Consider the following 18312-nt stretch of genomic DNA (forward strand, 5'->3'; position numbering starts at 1 on the left):
AGTGAGCCTGCTCGCGATAGCGGTGCATCAGTGACATCTTCAGTGCCTGACACACCGCTATCGCGAGCAGGCTCACTCCTACAGGGGTTGCGGTGTTCTTGGGTCAGTGGTAAGGATGCTCTGGACTGTCGATCGGCTTGAAGCCATTGCGTCGCCAGAACTCGCCATACCCTTGGACCAGAAACCCGCCACTGCGCGCAATCCATTGCTCGCGATGCATCCGGTAAACCGTGGGCAAGTCGTACCACGCAAGCTTGGGCAAGTCGTGATGCACCAGATGAAAATTCAGATTCAGGAACAACCAGCGCCACGGCCAACCCGCTTCGTTCAACACCGTGCGCTGCTCAGGCTGCGCGTGTGGGCGATGTTCATAATAGGAGCGGATCATCGCGATCGACAGCGCCGGCACGCTGATCAGCAGCAGGTAATGCCAGACCGGCAGCGCGCTGAAACGGGCGATGAACCACAGCATCAGTAACGTGAACAGGCCGTGGGTCAGCCACATCAACCAGGCTTGGCGTTCGCCATTCTTCAGCCGGAGCAACTCTTCTTTGGCCAGCGCCATCAGCGCCAGCGGTGCGCCGATCACGAAGCGTCCGAGCACGGTTTTGTTCAACCAGTGCAGGCAGCGTTCGAACAGCGAACTGCCCTGCCAGCCGGCGCGGGTGAGGTAACGGCTTTCCGGATCGACGCCGGGCACGGTCAGATCCTCATCGCGGTGATGCAGCAAATGGCTGTCGCGATACAGCGTGTACGGATACCACACGGCAAAAGGCGCATAGCCAAGGATCTTGTTGAAGCGCACCCAGCGTGTCGGATGGCCGTGCAGCAACTCGTGCTGCACCGACAGCCACAATACCACCAGCGGGATCAGCAACAGCGTGCTCAAGGCACGGCCCAGCCAGTGACTGTTGAGCACAATGGCGAACCAGCCAGCATAGACGCCGATCAGCAACAGCCAGGTCGGCCACTCGGTACGGGCGGTGACGCGTTGGCGCAGGGTTTCGATCTGCTTACGATGGGCGGCGTCGAAGTAATGGGACATGGCATTGCTCGGAACGGGATTCATCCCCTTCTGTGCAAGGACGCGGTGCAATCTTGCAGATTATTTTTGGATGCAGGCGGGAGCCCGAGAACCGGGCTCCGGAAAGGCGTTATCAGTGACCGAAGATGTCGACCTTTTTGGCTTTCTTCTCTGCGCGTTTTTCAATCGCGGTCTTGGCCGGTTTCTTCTTCGCGGCTTTCTTTGAATCCATACCTTTGGACATGATGCCTACTCCACTCACAGGGGATGTGAGGTCAGGTATACACCTATCCAGAGCCGTGCGTTCTTTTATAATCGGCGCTTTGCCCACCGACAGTCCGATCCCATGCCCGACACCCGATACAGCCTGCTCGACGAGTCGCTTTGGCCGTTGATGAACAAGTTTTACCGCAGCCACCAGTCCTCTATGAAAGCCGTTCGCGATGCGCAATTGTGGGTCGCGCGGCGCGGAGAGATTGTGGGCGCGTTGTGCTTGCGGCCGGTGTCCGGCGGGCAATGGTTGACCGGGCTGTTTGTGGATCCGGGGTGTCGTGAACAGGGCGTTGCCGCACAGCTGATCGCAGCGGCAGTGCAGGATGTGAGCGAGCCGGTGTGGCTGTTCTGTCATCCGGATTTGCGTGAGTTTTACGAACGGCGCGGATTCACCTTCGACCCGGCGCTGCCCCAGGCGATGGCGGAGCGCTTGAGCCGGTATGCGCGGAGCAAGCCGATGATTGCGATGGAACTGAGACCGTCAATCTGATGCAAAACCCTGTAGGAGTGAGCCTGCTCGCGATAGCGGTATGTCAGTGACATTTTCGGTGACTGACATACCGCTATCGCGAGCAGGCTCACTCCTACAAGGGGATTGTGGTGTTCTCGGGGATTAGTCGTCTGCTGCGGGATCGAGGTCGGGGAACATCACTTCGGTAAAACCGAACTTGCTGAAATCGGTGATGCGCGACGGGTACAGCCGGCCGATCAGGTGATCACGTTCGTGCTGCACAACGCGTGCGTGAAAACCTGAAGCGATGCGCACAACCGGTTCACCTTTCGGATCAAACCCTTCGTAGCGAATCTGCTGATAACGATCCACGGCACCGCGCAAACCCGGGACCGACAGACAGCCTTCAAAGCCCTCTTCCGTCAGCGGACTCAGCGGGGTGATCAACGGATTGATCAGGATCGTCTGCGGCACCGCTTCAGCGTCCGGATAACGCTCGCTGTGCTCGAAACCAAAGATCACCAATTGCAGATCGACACCGATCTGCGGCGCAGCCAGGCCAACGCCACCGACGCTTTCCATGGTCTGGAACATATCGTCGATCAGTTGCCACAGCTCAGGGCTGTCGAACATTTCCGCCGGCACGGGCGGAGCAATGCGCAGCAGGCGCTCGTCGCCCATTTTCAGAATTTCACGAATCATGATCAGACTTCGTCAGTGTCCGGCTTGAGCGAATGATCGCGGCCCAGGCCCGAGACGTGTTGTTTGGGATGTTCATCGAGTTCGCCGGGGACTTTCTCACCCGCATCCTTGCCCTCGCTGGACATGTGCTCGATCACCGCGTTCATTTCCGCTCCCAGCAGCAACACCGCGGCGGAGATGTAGAAATACAGCAAGAGCACGATGATTGCGCCGATGCTGCCATACATCGCGTTGTAGTTGGCGAAGGTTTTCACGTAGAAGGCGAAACCCAACGAAGCGATGATCCACACCACCACCGCCAATACCGAACCTGGGGTGATAAAGCGGAATTCCTGTTTGACGTCGGGCATCACGTAGTAAATCAGTGCCACGGCGACCATCATCAGAATCACGATCACCGGCCAGCGTGCGATGGTCCAAACGGTGACGATGAAGTCTTCCAGTCCCACTTGCGCGGCGATCCAGCCCATCACCTGCGGCCCGAGCACCATCAGCGCGGCGGCCACCAGCAGCATGCCGGCGATGCCGACGGTGTAGACAATCGACAATGGGAAGCGCTTCCAGACCGGTCGGCCTTCGACCACGTCGTACGCCGCGTTCATCGCACTCATCATCAAGCGCACGCCTGCGGAGGCGGTGTACAGGGCGATAACGATACCGACGGAAAGCAGGCCGCCCTTGGACTGCTGCAACTGGTCAATCACCGGATTGACCTGCTCCAGCGCCTGCGGTGGCAGGACCAGTTCCGATTGCAGACGCAGCCACGAAAAGAAGTCCGGCAAGTGCAGGAAACCGATCAGGGCGATCAGAAACAGAATGAACGGGAACAGCGAGAACAGCATCTGGTAGGCCAGTGCCGAAGCGTAGGTCGACATCTCGTCGTCGACGAATTCAGTGACTGTGCGCACCATCACCCGGTGCAGGGGCAGACCTTTCATGTCCGGAAAAATCATTCGCGTCTCCTTTCGCCGCAATACAGGTTGAAGTCGTGGCGACTCAGGGGCCGTTTTTTACATCACGTTAGCCTGTTTGGCGAACCTCGTCGGGTCGCAGCAGGCTTTTGACACAAAAACGGCCATCCTTGGATGGCCGCTCGTGTATTTCGTTCAAGGCTGAGTTACGCCTTGTCGACACCTTTTTTGACGGCGTCCTTGGCTGTGCCGACCGCTTGCTGGGCCTCACCTTTTTTCTCTTGAATCTTGCCTTCGGCCTGCAGCTTGGTGTTGTCGGTGGCTTTACCGACGCCTTGCTTGACGTTGCCGACGGCTTCGTTGGCCATGCCTTTTACTTTATCGCCTGTGCTACTCATGGTGTTTCTCCTTGGTGCATTTAGGGGGAAAAGTCAGTACGTAATGATTGACTGGCCGGGTTTGCGCCAAGTTTCATTTATTTTCGGGGGTTCATTTCGTCGCGGCGTGCAGGTTGGGCTTTATGTTTGCTGCCCAACCCACGAGAATGCCCACCATATGGGCGCCACGCGCCAGGAACCGATCCCGCAGGAATGTTATGAAACTCGATAAAACGCAGGCCATCGCCCGACGCAACAAGGAACTGGGCGGCGCCGTGCTCGGCACCAACAACTGCCACTTCGCCGAACTGAACCGTAACCGCAACATCTGGTGGTTCGACCTGCCGGTGTCGCGTCTGGCCATCGGTCAGTACGAGTGGATTCACCTGCTGATGCACACCCCGGCCACCGATGAACTGCTGCACCTGAAAGTGCCGACGGTGTTTCTGCGTGAAAAGCTTGAAGGGCTGGTGATTCGCAATGAAGGCAAGCGTAAAGCGGCATTGAGCCTGGAATTGAGTGCGGACAAGGATTCGTATCTGCAGGACATGCGTCCGGCGGGGACTAACGTGAATTTTGCGCCGTTTCGTCAGTAGGATTTGTGCTGTCCCCCTTTTCCCCTCACCCTAGCCCTCTCCCAAAGGGAGAGGGGACCGACTGAGTTGTTTGGGCGAGCTACGCCGACCTGAGATTCCGAGTTGAACTCAGATTCTAAACAGCCCCCCGATCGGCTCCCTTCCCCCTCGCCCCCCTGGGGGAGAGGGCTGGGGTGAGGGGGTAGGATTTACCGGACACTGCAAACTCCCTCGCATACACCAACAAAAAGCCCCGCATCTGCGGGGCTTGGTGTTTTTAAGCGGCGGACTTGGCCTTGATCTTCTTCAGCTCTTCATCACGCAACTCACGACGCAAAATCTTGCCGACGTTAGTGGTCGGCAGCGCATCGCGGAACTCCACCGTGCGCGGCACCTTGTAGCCAGTGACGTTGGCACGCATGTGATCCATCACTTGCTCTTTGGTCAGGGTGACGCCCGGCTTGGCGACGATGAAAATCTTGATCGCCTCGCCCGACTTCTCGTCCGGCACGCCGATAGCCGCGCACTGCAACACGCCCGGCAGAGTTGCCAGTACGTCTTCGAGTTCGTTCGGATAAACGTTGAAACCGGAGACCAGGATCATGTCTTTCTTGCGATCGACAATGCGCATGTAGCCGTCCGGCTGGATCAGCGCGATGTCACCGGTTTTCAACCAGCCTTCGCTGTCGAGCATTTCATCAGTAGCTTCCTGACGCTGCCAGTAGCCCTTCATCACTTGCGGGCCCTTGACGCACAGCTCGCCGATTTCACCCAGCGGCTGCTCGACACCGGCATCGTCGATGACTTTGCACAGGGTCGATGGCACCGGAATACCGATGGTGCCGATCTGGATGTGCTGGATCGGGTTGACCGTGGCCACCGGGCTGGTTTCGGTCATGCCGTAACCTTCGCAGATGGCGCAACCGGTAACCGCTTTCCAGCGCTCGGCAGCGGCCAGTTGCAGGGCCATGCCGCCGGACAAGGTGACTTTCAGCGCCGAGAAATCCAGCTTGCGGAACCCTTCGTTGTTGCACAGCGCCACGAACAGCGTGTTGAGGCCAACGAAACCGCTGAACTTCCACTTCGACAGTTCCTTGACCATCGCCGGCAGGTCGCGCGGGTTGCTGATCAGGATGTTGTGGTTGCCGATCAGCATCATCGCCATGCAATGAAAGGTGAACGCATAGATGTGGTACAGCGGTAGCGGCGTGATCAGGATCTCGCAACCTTCGTTGAGGTTGGAACCCATCAGCGCTTTGCACTGGAGCATGTTGGCGACGAGGTTGCGATGAGTCAGCATCGCGCCCTTGGCCACACCAGTGGTGCCGCCGGTGTATTGCAGCACCGCCACATCGCCGCTGTCGGGATTGGCTTCGGCCACCGGTTGGCCCTGGCCCTTGCTCAGCACGTCGTTGAACTTGACGGCTTTCGGCAGGTGATAGGCCGGGACCATTTTCTTCACGTACTTGATGACGCTATTGATCAGCAGGCGCTTGATCGGCGGTAGCAGGTCGGCAACTTCAGTGACGATGACGTGTTTGACGCCGGTTTTCGGCATCACGGCTTCGGCCAGGTGCGCCATGTTTGCCAGGCACACCAGCGCCTTGGCACCGGAGTCGTTGAATTGATGTTCCATTTCCCGCGCGGTGTACAGCGGGTTGGTGTTGACCACGATCAGCCCGGCGCGAATCGCACCGAAGACGGCCACCGGGTACTGCAGAACGTTGGGCAGTTGCACGGCGATTCGATCGCCGGGCTGCAAATCGGTATGCTGTTGCAGATACGCGGCAAACGCACCGGACAATTCATACAATTCACCGTAAGTGATTGTCTTGCCCAGGTTGCTGAAAGCCGGTTTGTTGGCGAAGCGTTGGCAGGATTGCTTCAACACTGCCTGAATGTTCGGATACTCGTCCGGATTGATGTCGGCAGCAATTCCAGCCGGGTATTTATCCTTCCAAAAGTCTTCGATCATGGAAGCCCACTCCTCAGCAACGCGAATTCTTCACCGCATTTGATGCGATTATTATTGGTGTGTGTTTGGTATTGGTGAATCTGGCTTTTATATAGGCCGAGAAGTCACAAAGCGCGCCGAGAGTAGCAGCTTTGCCAAGGGTCGACTAGAGCCAAAAGCAGCCCCTACAGTCACTATGATGACTCAAGACCATCTAGCAGTCATTTTAGAGCAAAAATCCTAGAACACCTTGAAAGCCCCGGTTTTCGGGGACTCAAAGCAAAAGATCGCAGCCTTCGGCAGCGCCTACAGGAAATGCATTCCAAGGTAGGAGCTGCCGATGGCTGCGATCTTTTTGCTTTTAACCGTCAGGCGATATCGCGCAACTCACGCCGCAGAATTTTCCCGACAGGCGTCATCGGTAATGACTCACGCAACACGATGTGTTTCGGCACCTTGTACGCGGTGAAATTCTCTTTGCAGTAGGCCTTGAGCTCTTCGAGACTGACCCCGGTTTCCCGCGCCACCACAAACAGCTTCACCGCCTCGCCCGAACGCTCGTCCGGCACCCCGATCACCGCGCAGTTGGCGACTTTCGGGTGCGCCATCACCACATCTTCGATCTCGTTCGGGTACACGTTGAAACCGGAGACGATGATCATGTCTTTCTTGCGATCGACGATGCGCACGAAACCGTCCGGATCGATCACCGCAATATCGCCGGATTTGAACCAGCCCTCGGCATCCAACACTTCAGCCGTGGCCTCAGGCTTGTGCCAATAGCCCTTCATGATCTGCGGGCCCTTGATGCACAACTCGCCGCGCTCGCCCATCGGCTGCTCGACGCCGTCATCGTTGATGACTTTGAGCAGCGTGCCCGGTACCGGCAAACCGACGGTGCCTAGACGCGACTGATCGCCGTACGGGTTGGTGCAGGCCACCGGCGAGGTTTCTGTGAGGCCGTAACCTTCAGTGATGCGGCACCCGGTCATCTGCTCCCAACGCTCGGCGGTGGCCTTGACCAGCGCGGTGCCGCCAGAGTTGGTGAGCTTCAGGCTGGAGAAATCGAGGGTCTTGAAATCCGCGTGTTCCATCAGCGCCACGAACAAAGTGTTCAGCCCCAGCAGCGCCGAGAAGCGCCAGTTCTTCAGCTCCTTGATGAAGCCGGCAATGTCGCGCGGGTTGGTGATCAGCACGTTGTGGTTGCCGGAAACCATCATGCACATGCAGTTCGCCGTGAACGCATAGATGTGATACAGCGGCAGCGGCGCGATCATCACTTCCTGGCCTTCGCGCAGCAGCGGCTGGCCGTCCTGGCCGAGTTGGGCGAGACAGGCGCGCACTTGCTGCATGTTCGCCACCAGATTGCCATGAGTGAGCATCGCGCCTTTCGCCAGCCCGGTTGTGCCGCCGGTGTATTGCAGCACGGCGATGTCGTCGAGGCTGACCTTCAGCGGCTTGATGCCCAGACCTCGGCCCATGCGCAGCGCGCTCTTGAAGGAAATCGCCTGCGGCAGCGAATACGCCGGGACCATTTTCTTCACTTTGCTGACCACGGTGTTGACCAGCCAGCCCTTGGCGGCGGGCATCAGGTCGCCCATCTTCGCTTCGATCAGGTATTGAATGTCGGTGTCGGGCAGCACTTCCTGGACTTTCTGGCCGAACATGTTCAGGTACACCAGTGCCCGTGCGCCGGAGTCCTTGAACTGATGGCGCATCTCCCGCGCGGTATACAACGGGTTGGTGTTGACCACGATCAGCCCGGCGCGCAACGCACCGAACACGGCAATCGGGTAATGCAGGACGTTGGGCATCTGTACCGCAATGCGATCCCCCGGTACCAGATCGGTATGTGCTTGCAGGTAACCGGCGAAGGCAGCGCTCTGACGCTCAAGTTCGGCGTAGGTCAGGGTGATGCCCATATTGCTGAACGCCGGGCGATCAGCGAACTTCTTGCAGGAACGCTCGAACACCTCGATCACCGACTTGAACTCACCCATGTCGATGTCCAGCGGTACGCCGGCCGGGCGCTTGTCGTTCCAGAAATCAGGTTGCATTGTTCTTGTCCTCTTTACCTGAGCCGATCCGGGCCGCTTTCTGTCATTTCTGAAAAAGCGGAGCTTCACGGACACTAGCAGTTATGGCCATTGAGGCAAATATGGGCAAAGCCGTCATTGATCGTGTGAATCTTCCTGCCGTGGCGTGGGCTGATCAGACGCGCTATACAATGTTCCGACTCTGAGCAAAGGAATCGCCATGATCCACGACACCCTATGGCTGGACGCGAGTGACCGCAGCCGCCTGTTCGTCAATCAATGGCTGCCTACGGCGCCGTTGAAAGCGGTGATCCTGCTAGCCCACGGCATGGCTGAACACAGTGGTCGCTACGCGCGACTGGCCGACACGTTTTGCGACAAAGGATATGGCGTGTACGCCGCGGATTTACGCGGACATGGCAAAACCGCCAATCACGGAACCCTCGGCCACTTCGCCGATGACGACGGCTGGTGCAAAGTGCTCGGCGATCTGGCCAGTCTCAATCAGCACCTCGGCCAGCAGCACCCCGGCGTGCCGATCATCCTGCTGGGGCACAGCATGGGCAGCTATCTTGCCCAAGGCTATTTACTGCACCACAGCGCCAGTCTGCACGGGGCGATTCTCAGTGGTTCCAACTTTCAGCCTGTTGCGCTGTATCGCGCTGCGCGGCAAATCGCCCGTCTGGAAAAACTGCGTCAGGGTGGCAAGGGCCGCAGTGCGCTGATCGAATGGCTGTCGTTCGGCTCGTTCAATAACAAATTCAAACCGGCGCGCACACGCTTCGACTGGCTGAGTCGTGATCCCGCCGAAGTCGACCTGTACGCCAACGACCCGCTGTGTGGCTTTCGCTGCACCAATCAACTGTGGATCGACCTGCTCGGCGGCTTGCAGCAAATCAGCAAAGCGTCCAATCTCGCGCAGATCGATCCGGGCCTGCCGCTGCTGGTAATCGGCGGCGAATGTGATCCGGTGAGTGAAGGCAAGCGTCTGACAGATCTGGCCAATGCGTTGCGCACGGCCGGCAGCCAGCACCTGCAACTGAAGATCTACCCGCAGGCGCGGCACGAATTGTTCAACGAAACCAACCGCGACGAAGTGATCGCTGATGTGCTGGCCTGGATCGATCAGGCCCTGAGCCATCCACGCCCTCATCGCAGCGAATAATTTTTTGTGGATTCACTGAATCCGTCACAGGAATCGAGACCGATGACCCAGGTTACCAACATCCCTTACGAAGCCCTCGAAGTCGGCCAGACCGCCAGCTACAGCAAGACCGTCGAAGAGCGCGACATTCAACTGTTTGCCGCGATGTCGGGCGACCACAATCCGGTGCACCTGGACGCCGAGTTTGCCGCCGCGAGCATGTTCAAGGAGCGTATCGCTCACGGCATGTTCAGCGGTGCGCTGATCAGTGCTGCAGTAGCGTGCGAGTTGCCTGGGCCGGGCACTATTTATATCGGCCAGCAGATGAGTTTTCAGAAGCCGGTGAAGATCGGTGACACGCTGACAGTGCGTCTGGAAATTCTCGAGAAGTTGCCGAAATTTCGTGTGCGCATTGCCACTCGGGTGTTCAACCAGAAGGATGAGCTGGTGGTGGATGGCGAGGCTGAGATTCTGGCGCCGCGCAAGCAGCAGACGGTGACGTTGCCGACTTTGCCGGCGATCAGCATTGGGTGATTGATTGGCGGGGTGTCAGGTAAAGCTTTTCCCCCTCACCCCAGCCCTCTCCCCCATGGGGGCGAGGGGGAAAGTGAGCCGATCTCCGTGGTTTTCAGATCTTGAGTTCGACTGGATATTTCAGGTCGGCGTACCTCGACAGAACACCTGGATCAGTCCCCTCTCCCTCCGGGAGAGGGCTAGGGTGAGGGGCTCTTGCTTTGGCTTTCCCCCAGACATAAAAAAACGCCAGACTAGCTGGCGTTTTTTGTAACCGGCAAACGCTTACGAACGAGCACGAGCCTGGTTACGCAGGGCTTTCACCTGATCGTGGTTACGTTGCACACCGTGGTACTGGCGTTCAACCAGGTCACGAATACCTACCAGGTTATGCTTGTTGATCTTCTCGATGGCTTCACGATAGGCCTTCAGCGCATGGTCTTCACCACGCTCGGCTTCGTTCAGCACAGCCTCTTCGTCTTTGCCGGTGAACATGGCTTTGACGTCGACCCAACGACGGTGCAGGTCACCGCTGACGCTGGTAGAGGTTTCCGGATCGCCGCCCAACTTGCGAACTTCAGCCTGCAGTTCTGCTGCAGCGGTTGCGCAATCGGCGGAGCGCGTTACAAACAGGGTTTTCAGTTCTGGATGTTTGATGTCTTCAGCACAAGTCTTGAACCCTTCCTGACCGTCTTTGCTGGTTTCAATCAGGTCATTGAGTACAGAGATGGCTTCTTTATTCATGTCGGTCATTTTTCAATTCCTCGCGATCGGTTGAAGATGCAAGGGATATTGCAGCGTGCGTGCCAGCTTTTTTATTTCTAATAAAATGTTTTAAATCAACAACTTAAATATAAGTGAACTATCTGTATCACGGTTATTTGCATGATCTGTCATTTGGCCTGCATGCAGAATGCCTGTATTTTCCTGATTGTTTTGAAGCCAGACGAAAACCCTGATGAATCCCGAAAAACTCGAACTTCTGATCACCCGCGAAATGCCCTTCGGCAAGTACAAGGGCCGGATCATTGCCGACCTGCCAGGGCCGTACCTGAACTGGTTTGCCCGAGAAGGTTTCCCGCACGGCGAACTCGGTGGCTTGCTCGCGCTGATGCAGGAGATCGACCATAACGGCCTCTCGGACTTGCTCGAACCGCTGCGCGCCAAACATGGCAAACCTGCCCCGCGCCACTGAAGCGCCCTCCTCTCTCAGAGTCAGCCGACCATGCCCGATAACACCCGACGCGCCCGTGACGAAGCCTTTTGGCAAACGTTCGCCGATCGTTACGACGTTCAACCCGGCCCCGTGAATCTGGAAAACGGTTACTTCGGGCGCATGTCGCGCACGGTGATCGAGGAGTACCAGCGCAATATCGAGCTGATCAATACGAGCAATTCGGTGTACGTGCGCCAGCGTTTCGAGCAGCACGACAACCTCGATATCCGCGCGCAACTGGCCGAGCTGATCGGCGTACATGCACAAAGCGTCGCGTTCACCCGCAACGCCACCGAAGGCTTGCAATCGCTGATCCGCAATTACAACCGCTTGCAGCCGGGCGATCAGGTGCTGATCAGTGATCTGGAATACGACACGGTCAAAGGCGCCATGCGCTGGCTGGCCAGACATCGCGGTGCAGAAGTGATCGAGATTGCCCACGCGCACCCGGCGAGCTACGACAGCCTGCTGGAGACTTACCGCGAAGCCTTCGTCGGTCATCCGAAGATCAAGCTGATGGCCCTGACTCACGTCACTCACCGCACCGGCCTGGTGATGCCCGTGCAAGCCATCGCAGCGCTCGCCAAAGAGCACGGCGTCGATGTCATCCTCGACGGCGCCCATGCGCTCGGTCAGATCGAGTTCGATCTTGAAGCACTGGGCATCTCTTTCGCCGGATTCAACTTGCACAAATGGATCGGCGCGCCACTCACCCTCGGCTTCCTCTATATCGCGCCGCAACGCTTGGCCGATATCGATCCGGATATGGGCGAAATGCATTACCCGGTGAATGACATCCGTGCGCGCACCTCGTACAGCACGCCCAACATTCCGGCGCTGATGACCTTGCCGCTGGTATTCGAGGAGCATCGTTCCCTCGGCGGTGCGCCGGCCAAAGGCGCTCGCGTCAATTATCTGCGCAATCTTTGGGTCAGCGCGGTGCGGCACTTGCCGGGCATTGAGGTAATGACGCCAGATGATCCACGGCTGTATTGCGGCATCACCTCGCTGCGTTTCACCCGCCACGATGATCAACAGGCGATGGCCGAGCGTCTGCTCAACGACTACAACCTGTTCACCGTGGTGCGCAACGGCGCAGCCAGCGGGCCGAGCATCCGCATTACACCGGGACTGACCACCACCGCTGCCGACATGCAGTTATTGGTGCGGGCGCTGAACGAACTGCGCTAAAACACCGCGCCTGTGGACTTCTCGTAGCCAGCAAGGCCGATCTGCGACGACACCGCAAAGGTGTCGACGCCGATCGTCAGGCTGCCGAAGTAGCCGTCCTCAAGACCTTCCCCGCCAATCGGTCGCAACACCAGTCGCGAAGCATCATCCCCCGCCGTTTCACAGCTACAGACATCCGGAAGATGCAGCCGTCCTGCCCAGGCCTCCTGATGTGACTGCGGGTGTTGATCATCACTAGCGATGCAAACGGTCATGGCGATGCACGAGGCCCCGCCAGAGTGCTGATCCGGGTAAATACTGGTAAACCGCACGATGCCTTGGCTGTCGGTCGACTGGGCGCCGCACAGACTGTCGGCGCCAATGTTCTGTTCGATCCGGACCTGGGCGCCAACCACTGGCTCACCGGTCATGGCGTCGACCAGGGCCAGACGCAAAACCAGGGGCAGGCCTTCGTTGCCGCCACTGATGTTGCGCACCTTGCCTTCGGTTTTGCGCCAATCGAAGCTGCCAGGGATATGAGTTTTCCGTTGCCGAAGAGGCTGATGGGGCAAGTCTGCTGATTGATGGTCGTCCATGAGGCGTTCTCTCTTCCGTAAGATGAACGCAGATTAGCGCCACGCAAACGCGGCTGTGCGGTAACTATGTATCGCGTCGTAACGGTGTCGATGTAGGAGCTGCCGAAGGCTGCGATCTTTTGATGTTGGCGCTCAAGAGCAAGGTCAAAAGATCGCAGCCTCGTTTCACTCGACAGCTCCTACATGGCTTCTACACAGCAATTTTCAGGCAAAAAAAAACGGTGCACCGACCAAGCGCACCGTAAAGCCGTAGAACACACAACGAAGTGTCTGGTAACAATCAGTCCAGCAGCGCCAACGCCTCGGCGGTGCATTCCTGAATACGGGCCCAGTCGCCGTTCTTGATCCACTCCGGATCAAGCATCCAGCTACCGCCCACGCACATGACGTTTTTCAGCGCCATGTAGCTTTTGATGTTGGCCGGGCCGACGCCGCCAGTCGGGCAGAATTTCACTTCGCCGAACGGGCCACCGAGGGCTTTGATCGCTGCTACGCCACCGCTGACTTCAGCCGGGAACAGCTTGAAGCGGCGATAACCCAGGCCGTAGCCTTCCATGATGCCGGAGGCGTTGCTGATGCCCGGCAACAGCGGAATCGGGCTGTCGACGCTGGCTTCCAGCAGGTCACGGGTGATGCCCGGGGTGACGATGAATTGCGAACCGGCCGCTTCAGCTGCCGCGAGCATGTTGCGATCGAGCACGGTGCCGGCGCCGGTCATCAGTTCCGGGCGCTGTTCGCGCAGGATCTGAATGGCTTTGAGGCCGAACTGCGAACGCAGGGTCACTTCCAGCGCGGTGAGGCCACCGGCGGCCAGGGCGTCGGCCAGTGGCAGCACGTCCTGTTCGCGAGCGATGGTGATCACCGGCAGGATCCGCGCCTTGGCGCAGAGGCTGTCGATCAGGGCAACTTTGTCCGCCATGGAAACGGTCGGGGATGGGGTTGTCATAGCGGCTGTTCCTTGGCTCATGGGCACCAGTAAATCTCTAACGTAGGTTGCAGAAACGCGCGCACCGGCATGGCGGCGACGTCGTCGGATGCCAGTGCGGCATTCAGGGTGGTCAGTTTCGACTGACCGGAAATCGACAGAATCTTGTGCCTGGCCGAGGCCAGCAGCGCACGGCTCATGGTCAGACGCTGACGCGGCACGCTTGGCGCCAGCATCGGCCAGCAACGGCGTGTGCCATCAGCTTGCAGAGCTTCGGCAAGGTTCGGGCTGTCGGGGAACAGCGACGCGGTGTGGCCGTCATCGCCCATGCCCAGCACCAGCACGTCAATCGGCGGCAATTCGGCGAGCAAGCGGTCAGCCTGTTCAGCAGCCTGCTCGACGTTGGCCGCCGCGCTATACAGGCTGAGGAACTGCGCCTTGGCCGCCGGGCCTTTGAGCAAGTATTGCTTGAGCAAACCGGCATTGCTGTCAGCGTGTTCAACCGGTACCCAGCGCTCGTCGGCGAGGGTCACAACGACCTTCGACCAGTCCAGATCCTGCTTGGCCAGGTGCTGGAAAAACGCCACCGGGCTACGACCGCCAGACACCACCAGCACCGCGTTGCCGCGCGCCGCAATGGCCTCGCTCAATTGCTTCGCGACGTTCAGCGCCTGACCTTCGGCCAACAGCACCGGGCTCTTGAATTCGTGAGCGTTCACGCCCGCAGGCAGTTGCACATCAGATATCGCCATACCACGACCTCCCATCCCGCGTGATCAATGCAATGGAGCTCATCGGCCCCCACGACCCGGCCGCATACGGCTTGGGCGCGTCACCGGATTTTTTCCACCCGGCGATCAGCTGGTCACACCACTTCCACGCGGCTTCGATTTCATCTTTACGGACAAACAGGTTCTGATTGCCGTTCATCACTTCCAGCAACAACCGCTCGTAGGCATCGGGGATCCGCGCGCTACGCCAGGTGTCGGAGAAATTCAGTTGCAGCGGGCCGCTGCGCAGTTGCATGCCTTTGTCCAGGCCTTGCTCTTTGGTCATCACGCGCAAGGAAATACCTTCGTCCGGTTGCAGGCGGATGATCAGTTTGTTGCTGATCTGCAGGCGCTGCTCAGGGGCGAAGATGTAGTGCGACGGTTCCTTGAAATGGATGACGATTTGCGACAGTTTTTGCGGCATACGCTTGCCGGTACGCAGGTAGAACGGCACGCCGGCCCAGCGCCAGTTACGGATATCGGCACGCAAAGCGACGAAGGTTTCGGTATCGCTCTGGGTGTTGGAATTCGGTTCTTCGAGGTAGCCCGGTACGGATTTGCCTTCGCTGTGGCCGGCGATGTACTGGCCGCGCACCACCTGAGTGGTGAGGCCTTCCGGGCTGATCGGTGCCAGCGCCTTGAGCACTTTTACTTTCTCGTCACGGATGCTGTCGGCGGACAAATCGGCCGGCGGGTCCATGGCGATAAGGCAGAGCAACTGCAACAGGTGATTCTGGATCATGTCGCGCAGCTGGCCGGCCTTGTCGAAGTAGCCCCAGCGGCCTTCGATGCCAACCTTCTCGGCCACGGTGATTTCCACGTGGGAGATGTAATTCTGGTTCCACTGGGTTTCGAACAGGCTGTTGGCGAAACGCAGGGCGATCAGGTTCTGAACGGTTTCTTTGCCCAGATAGTGGTCGATGCGGTAGGTACGGTTCTCCGGGAAGAACTGCGCGACGGCGTCGTTGACCTTGCGCGAGGATTCGAGGTCGGAGCCGATCGGCTTTTCCAGCACCACGCGGGTATTTTCTGCCAGACCGACTTTCGCCAGGTTCTCGCAGATCGCGCCGTACACCGCGGCCGGCGTGGCGAAGTAGGCAATCATGCGTTGCGTGCTGCCGGCCAGTTCGGCCAGCGCCACATAATCTTCAGATCTGAGGAAGTCGACGTGCAGGTAGGTCAGGCGTGCGAGAAAACGCTCGGCGACGGCCTCGTCCAGCTCTTTGCCCACATAACGACGCAGTTCGGCGGCGATGAACGCCATGTGCTGCTGCTCGGAACCTTCTTCACGGGCCAACGCGATGATGCGCGTGTCCTCGTGCAGCAAGTCGGCGCCATCGAGGTGATAAAGGGCAGGAAACAGCTTGCGCAGGGCCAGATCGCCAAGCGCGCCGAACAAGGCAAAGGTGCACGGTTCAACCGTAATCGAAGGCATGATGTTTGTTCTTTTATCAAGTTAAGCTACAAATACCTTTTTTCAAGGCATCACTCAAGGGAAAATGTAGTAATAACCACAACATTTTCGCAAAATACAGATTCCGAGTGGTGGTCGGTCGGAGCCATCAGTAGGATAGGCCACCGTTACGGGCCATATCAAAGGCCCAATTTGCATAGCCCGGCGCACCTTTGCGCAGGTGAATTAGGAATTCCATATGGACCGCGTGCGAAATTTACTGGAACAGATCCAGAGTCGCCTTGAAGACCTGAACAAGGCCGAACGCAAAGTCGCCGAGGTGATCCTGCTCAACCCGCAGCAGGCCACCCGCTTCAGCATCGCCGCCCTCGCCCAGGCCGCCTCGGTGAGCGAACCGACGGTCAACCGTTTCTGCCGTTCGTTCGGCGTCAGCGGCTATCCCGAGCTGAAACTGCAACTGGCGCAGAGCCTGGCTAGCGGCGCGGCGTATGTCAGTCGCGCGGTCGAGGCAGACGATAATCCTGAGGCTTATACGCAGAAGATTTTCGGCAGCGCCATCGCCTCGCTGGACAGCGCTTGTCAGGCGCTGGACCCGAATCTGATCAGCCGTGCCGTCGACCTGTTGATTCAGGCGCGGCAGATCCACTTCTTCGGCCTCGGGGCTTCGGCACCGGTGGCGCTGGATGCGCAGCACAAGTTCTTCCGTTTCAACCTGGCGGTCACTGCGCATGCCGATGTGCTGATGCAGCGGATGATTGCCTCGGTGGCGCACACCGGTGAGTTGTTCGTGATCATTTCCTATACTGGGCGCACCCGTGAACTGGTCGAAGTGGCGCGCATTGCTCGCGAGAACGGCGCTTCGGTGCTGGGTTTGACGGCAGAGAATTCGCCGCTGGCCAAGGCGAGTACCTTGAGCCTGAATATTCCGCTGCCGGAAGACACCGACATTTATATGCCAATGACTTCGCGGATCATTCAGTTGACGGTGCTGGATGTGCTGGCGACCGGGATGACCTTGCGTCGCGGGGTGGATTTCCAGCCGCATTTGCGCAAGATCAAAGAGAGTTTGAATGCGAGCCGGTATCCGGTTGGGGATGAATTCAACTAAAGATCAAAAGCACCCTCACCCCAGCCCTCTCCCGGAGGGAGAGGGGGCCGACCGAGGAGTCTTGCGCTGCACATCGACCTGAAATATCCAGTCGATTATGGATTCAGCACTGCACTTTCACTTCGGCGTAACTCTTCAGCATCCCGCAATCAGTCCCCTCTCCCTCCGGGAGAGGGCTAGGGTGAGGGTAGCGGTGTACTTGACACACTCAAGCCGCCGCCCACGCCTGCAAGCTCAAATGCGCCTTCTCCCCCGGCGCCAGATGCAGGCTGTCAGTCCCACCCGCCGCCGCTTCCACACAGACAAACTCGGAAATCTCATCCCACGTCACGCCCAACAATGGCCGCGCACCCGGATGCCACACAACCGTGTCGGCACTGTCCCCGGTATCAATGCACAACTCACGCTGCCAGGCATGATCCTTGAGCTGCAATTCACCATCATGCTGGAACACTCGCTGACAGCCGCCATCCACCCGCAACTCGCCTTCCTGCTGGCAAACCTGGCGATTCAACTGGTCATAACCCTGCGCCCCTTCGAGCCCAGACAGCGCTATCTCGCCGACATCGCCAATACGCCAGTAAGCGTGCAAAGCCTGGCTCAACTGGCACGGCATGTCGTCCTGATGCTCGGTGCTCAGGCGTAATTCCATGCGTTCACCCAGATGTGCGTGCAGGTCAACCTGCCAGTCGCACAGCTGCAATTGCCAGTGCAGGCGCACGCCATCTTCGGCGCTGCTGCTGTCGAGCAACTTCCAGTCGAGCAAGCGCGCCCAACCATGCGATGGCCAGGCGTTTTCACTCGGATGACGACCATACCAAGGCCAGCACACCGGCACGCCACCGCGAATGGCACCCACGTGCGGCCACTTCGCCGCACACCACAACCACGGCTTTTGCCCGCGCGGCTGAAAGTGCAGCAACTGCGCGCCCTGACGACTGAACACCGCCTGACACAGCGGGTGATCGATCACCAACACGTCGCGCATCTGATAGCGCTCCCAGGCGAACACCGGTTGTTCACGCAGGGATTTGAAGAAGCGTTGTAGCGGATGCTCATGCATTTGCCACGGTTCCGAATTCATCTGTTACGGGGATTACTGCCCCTCAAAAAAAAGCGGACAGCCTTGGCTGTCCGCAAATATGCGCACATA

At 58.5% G+C, this 18312-nt stretch carries 19 protein-coding genes; 7 read left to right on the forward strand and 12 right to left on the reverse strand.

The genetic code is table 11. The features are described 5' to 3' along the window. Positions 1-103 precede the first annotated feature (103 nt). A complete protein-coding gene (locus tag PspR84_RS22110; RefSeq protein ID WP_160059142.1) occupies positions 104-1045 on the reverse strand; it encodes a fatty acid desaturase in 942 nt (313 codons plus the stop codon). Positions 1046-1370: 325 nt separating this feature from the next. Here PspR84_RS22110 and PspR84_RS22115 point away from each other — a divergent pair, with 325 nt between their 5' ends. After that, positions 1371-1787 carry a GNAT family N-acetyltransferase gene (locus PspR84_RS22115; RefSeq protein WP_160059143.1) on the forward strand — a complete coding sequence of 139 codons (417 nt, stop codon included), beginning with the start codon at positions 1371-1373 and terminating at the stop codon, positions 1785-1787. 123 nt (positions 1788-1910) lie between these two features. On the opposite strand, the gene def is transcribed toward PspR84_RS22115, so the two are convergent. From def to PspR84_RS22130, 3 genes are all read right to left on the reverse strand, one after another. After that, the gene (gene def / locus PspR84_RS22120; protein ID WP_160059144.1) at positions 1911-2450 is read right to left on the reverse strand and encodes a peptide deformylase; all 540 of its coding nucleotides are present in this window, start codon (positions 2448-2450) and stop codon (positions 1911-1913) included. Positions 2451-2452: 2 nt separating this feature from the next. After that, on the reverse strand, positions 2453-3403 hold the full coding sequence (locus PspR84_RS22125; protein WP_077574243.1) for a YihY/virulence factor BrkB family protein: 951 nt from the start codon (positions 3401-3403) through the stop codon (positions 2453-2455). 164 nt (positions 3404-3567) lie between these two features. Then, a complete protein-coding gene (locus PspR84_RS22130) occupies positions 3568-3759 on the reverse strand; it encodes a CsbD family protein (RefSeq protein WP_160059145.1) in 192 nt (63 codons plus the stop codon). Between the two features lie 197 nt (positions 3760-3956). Here PspR84_RS22130 and PspR84_RS22135 point away from each other — a divergent pair, with 197 nt between their 5' ends. Continuing rightward, complete coding sequence (locus PspR84_RS22135) at positions 3957-4334, forward strand: hypothetical protein (RefSeq protein ID WP_007917843.1); 378 nt, start codon at positions 3957-3959, stop codon at positions 4332-4334. A 256-nt stretch (positions 4335-4590) separates the two neighbouring features. Here PspR84_RS22135 and fadD1 read toward each other — a convergent pair whose 3' ends face one another. Both fadD1 and fadD2 read right to left on the reverse strand, forming a co-directional pair. Next, positions 4591-6288 (reverse strand): long-chain-fatty-acid--CoA ligase FadD1, encoded by a 1698-nt coding sequence (fadD1, locus tag PspR84_RS22140; protein ID WP_160059146.1) that lies wholly within the window; start codon positions 6286-6288, stop codon positions 4591-4593. Between the two features lie 347 nt (positions 6289-6635). Beyond that, entirely contained in the window at positions 6636-8324 is a 1689-nt protein-coding gene (gene fadD2 / locus PspR84_RS22145) for a long-chain-fatty-acid--CoA ligase FadD2 (protein ID WP_160059147.1), read from the reverse strand. A 199-nt stretch (positions 8325-8523) separates the two neighbouring features. Between fadD2 and PspR84_RS22150 the strand changes: the two genes are divergently transcribed. Next, complete coding sequence (locus PspR84_RS22150) at positions 8524-9468, forward strand: alpha/beta hydrolase (RefSeq protein ID WP_160059148.1); 945 nt, start codon at positions 8524-8526, stop codon at positions 9466-9468. Positions 9469-9510: 42 nt separating this feature from the next. Further along, positions 9511-9981, forward strand: coding sequence for a MaoC family dehydratase (locus tag PspR84_RS22155; protein ID WP_160059149.1), 471 nt, complete (start codon positions 9511-9513; stop codon positions 9979-9981). A 264-nt stretch (positions 9982-10245) separates the two neighbouring features. Here the strand turns inward: PspR84_RS22155 and PspR84_RS22160 are convergent, their stop codons facing one another. Further along, a complete protein-coding gene (locus tag PspR84_RS22160) occupies positions 10246-10713 on the reverse strand; it encodes a PA2169 family four-helix-bundle protein (RefSeq protein WP_034153383.1) in 468 nt (155 codons plus the stop codon). 205 nt (positions 10714-10918) lie between these two features. On the opposite strand from PspR84_RS22160, the gene PspR84_RS22165 reads away from it, so the two are divergent. Further along, positions 10919-11155, forward strand: coding sequence for a DUF3820 family protein (locus tag PspR84_RS22165; RefSeq protein WP_003227425.1), 237 nt, complete (start codon positions 10919-10921; stop codon positions 11153-11155). Positions 11156-11185: 30 nt separating this feature from the next. Next, a complete protein-coding gene (locus PspR84_RS22170) occupies positions 11186-12367 on the forward strand; it encodes an aminotransferase class V-fold PLP-dependent enzyme (RefSeq protein WP_160059150.1) in 1182 nt (393 codons plus the stop codon). Here the strand turns inward: PspR84_RS22170 and PspR84_RS22175 are convergent. The 4 genes from PspR84_RS22175 to zwf form a co-directional block, all read right to left on the reverse strand. Then, the gene (locus PspR84_RS22175) at positions 12364-12942 is read right to left on the reverse strand and encodes a hypothetical protein (protein WP_160059151.1); all 579 of its coding nucleotides are present in this window, start codon (positions 12940-12942) and stop codon (positions 12364-12366) included. The genes PspR84_RS22170 and PspR84_RS22175 overlap by 4 nt on opposite strands. A gap of 280 nt (positions 12943-13222) precedes the next feature. Continuing rightward, positions 13223-13888: a bifunctional 4-hydroxy-2-oxoglutarate aldolase/2-dehydro-3-deoxy-phosphogluconate aldolase gene (locus tag PspR84_RS22180; protein WP_016773539.1), complete on the reverse strand. Its 666-nt coding sequence runs from the start codon at positions 13886-13888 to the stop codon at positions 13223-13225. Between the two features lie 17 nt (positions 13889-13905). Beyond that, positions 13906-14619, reverse strand: a complete 714-nt coding sequence (gene pgl / locus PspR84_RS22185; protein WP_160059152.1) for a 6-phosphogluconolactonase — start codon at positions 14617-14619, stop codon at positions 13906-13908. Further along, positions 14606-16072 carry a glucose-6-phosphate dehydrogenase gene (gene zwf, locus PspR84_RS22190; RefSeq protein ID WP_007917863.1) on the reverse strand — a complete coding sequence of 489 codons (1467 nt, stop codon included), beginning with the start codon at positions 16070-16072 and terminating at the stop codon, positions 14606-14608. The genes pgl and zwf overlap by 14 nt, the downstream gene beginning before the upstream one ends. A 226-nt stretch (positions 16073-16298) precedes the next feature. Here zwf and PspR84_RS22195 point away from each other — a divergent pair, with 226 nt between their 5' ends. Beyond that, complete coding sequence (locus PspR84_RS22195; RefSeq protein ID WP_171057240.1) at positions 16299-17159, forward strand: MurR/RpiR family transcriptional regulator; 861 nt, start codon at positions 16299-16301, stop codon at positions 17157-17159. 208 nt (positions 17160-17367) lie between these two features. On the opposite strand, the gene PspR84_RS22200 is transcribed toward PspR84_RS22195, so the two are convergent. Beyond that, positions 17368-18222, reverse strand: a complete 855-nt coding sequence (locus PspR84_RS22200) for a D-hexose-6-phosphate mutarotase (protein WP_007917868.1) — start codon at positions 18220-18222, stop codon at positions 17368-17370. Between the last annotated feature and the right edge of the window lie 90 nt (positions 18223-18312).

Origin of the sequence: Pseudomonas sp. R84 (genome assembly GCF_009834515.1) — a bacterium.
Taxonomy (GTDB): domain Bacteria; phylum Pseudomonadota; class Gammaproteobacteria; order Pseudomonadales; family Pseudomonadaceae; genus Aquipseudomonas.

Bases quoted from the DNA above. Each gene is read 5' to 3' on its own strand.
- PspR84_RS22110 (WP_160059142.1), bottom strand. From the start codon at position 1,045: ATGTCCCATTACTTCGACGCCGCCCATCGTAAGCAGATCGAAACCCTG.
- PspR84_RS22115 (WP_160059143.1), top strand. From the start codon at position 1,371: ATGCCCGACACCCGATACAGCCTGCTCGACGAGTCGCTTTGGCCGTTG.
- def (WP_160059144.1), bottom strand. From the start codon at position 2,450: ATGATTCGTGAAATTCTGAAAATGGGCGACGAGCGCCTGCTGCGCATT.
- PspR84_RS22125 (WP_077574243.1), bottom strand. From the start codon at position 3,403: ATGATTTTTCCGGACATGAAAGGTCTGCCCCTGCACCGGGTGATGGTG.
- PspR84_RS22130 (WP_160059145.1), bottom strand. From the start codon at position 3,759: ATGAGTAGCACAGGCGATAAAGTAAAAGGCATGGCCAACGAAGCCGTC.
- PspR84_RS22135 (WP_007917843.1), top strand. From the start codon at position 3,957: ATGAAACTCGATAAAACGCAGGCCATCGCCCGACGCAACAAGGAACTG.
- fadD1 (WP_160059146.1), bottom strand. From the start codon at position 6,288: ATGATCGAAGACTTTTGGAAGGATAAATACCCGGCTGGAATTGCTGCC.
- fadD2 (WP_160059147.1), bottom strand. From the start codon at position 8,324: ATGCAACCTGATTTCTGGAACGACAAGCGCCCGGCCGGCGTACCGCTG.
- PspR84_RS22150 (WP_160059148.1), top strand. From the start codon at position 8,524: ATGATCCACGACACCCTATGGCTGGACGCGAGTGACCGCAGCCGCCTG.
- PspR84_RS22155 (WP_160059149.1), top strand. From the start codon at position 9,511: ATGACCCAGGTTACCAACATCCCTTACGAAGCCCTCGAAGTCGGCCAG.
- PspR84_RS22160 (WP_034153383.1), bottom strand. From the start codon at position 10,713: ATGACCGACATGAATAAAGAAGCCATCTCTGTACTCAATGACCTGATT.
- PspR84_RS22165 (WP_003227425.1), top strand. From the start codon at position 10,919: ATGAATCCCGAAAAACTCGAACTTCTGATCACCCGCGAAATGCCCTTC.
- PspR84_RS22170 (WP_160059150.1), top strand. From the start codon at position 11,186: ATGCCCGATAACACCCGACGCGCCCGTGACGAAGCCTTTTGGCAAACG.
- PspR84_RS22175 (WP_160059151.1), bottom strand. From the start codon at position 12,942: ATGGACGACCATCAATCAGCAGACTTGCCCCATCAGCCTCTTCGGCAA.
- PspR84_RS22180 (WP_016773539.1), bottom strand. From the start codon at position 13,888: ATGACAACCCCATCCCCGACCGTTTCCATGGCGGACAAAGTTGCCCTG.
- pgl (WP_160059152.1), bottom strand. From the start codon at position 14,619: ATGGCGATATCTGATGTGCAACTGCCTGCGGGCGTGAACGCTCACGAA.
- zwf (WP_007917863.1), bottom strand. From the start codon at position 16,072: ATGCCTTCGATTACGGTTGAACCGTGCACCTTTGCCTTGTTCGGCGCG.
- PspR84_RS22200 (WP_007917868.1), bottom strand. From the start codon at position 18,222: ATGCATGAGCATCCGCTACAACGCTTCTTCAAATCCCTGCGTGAACAA.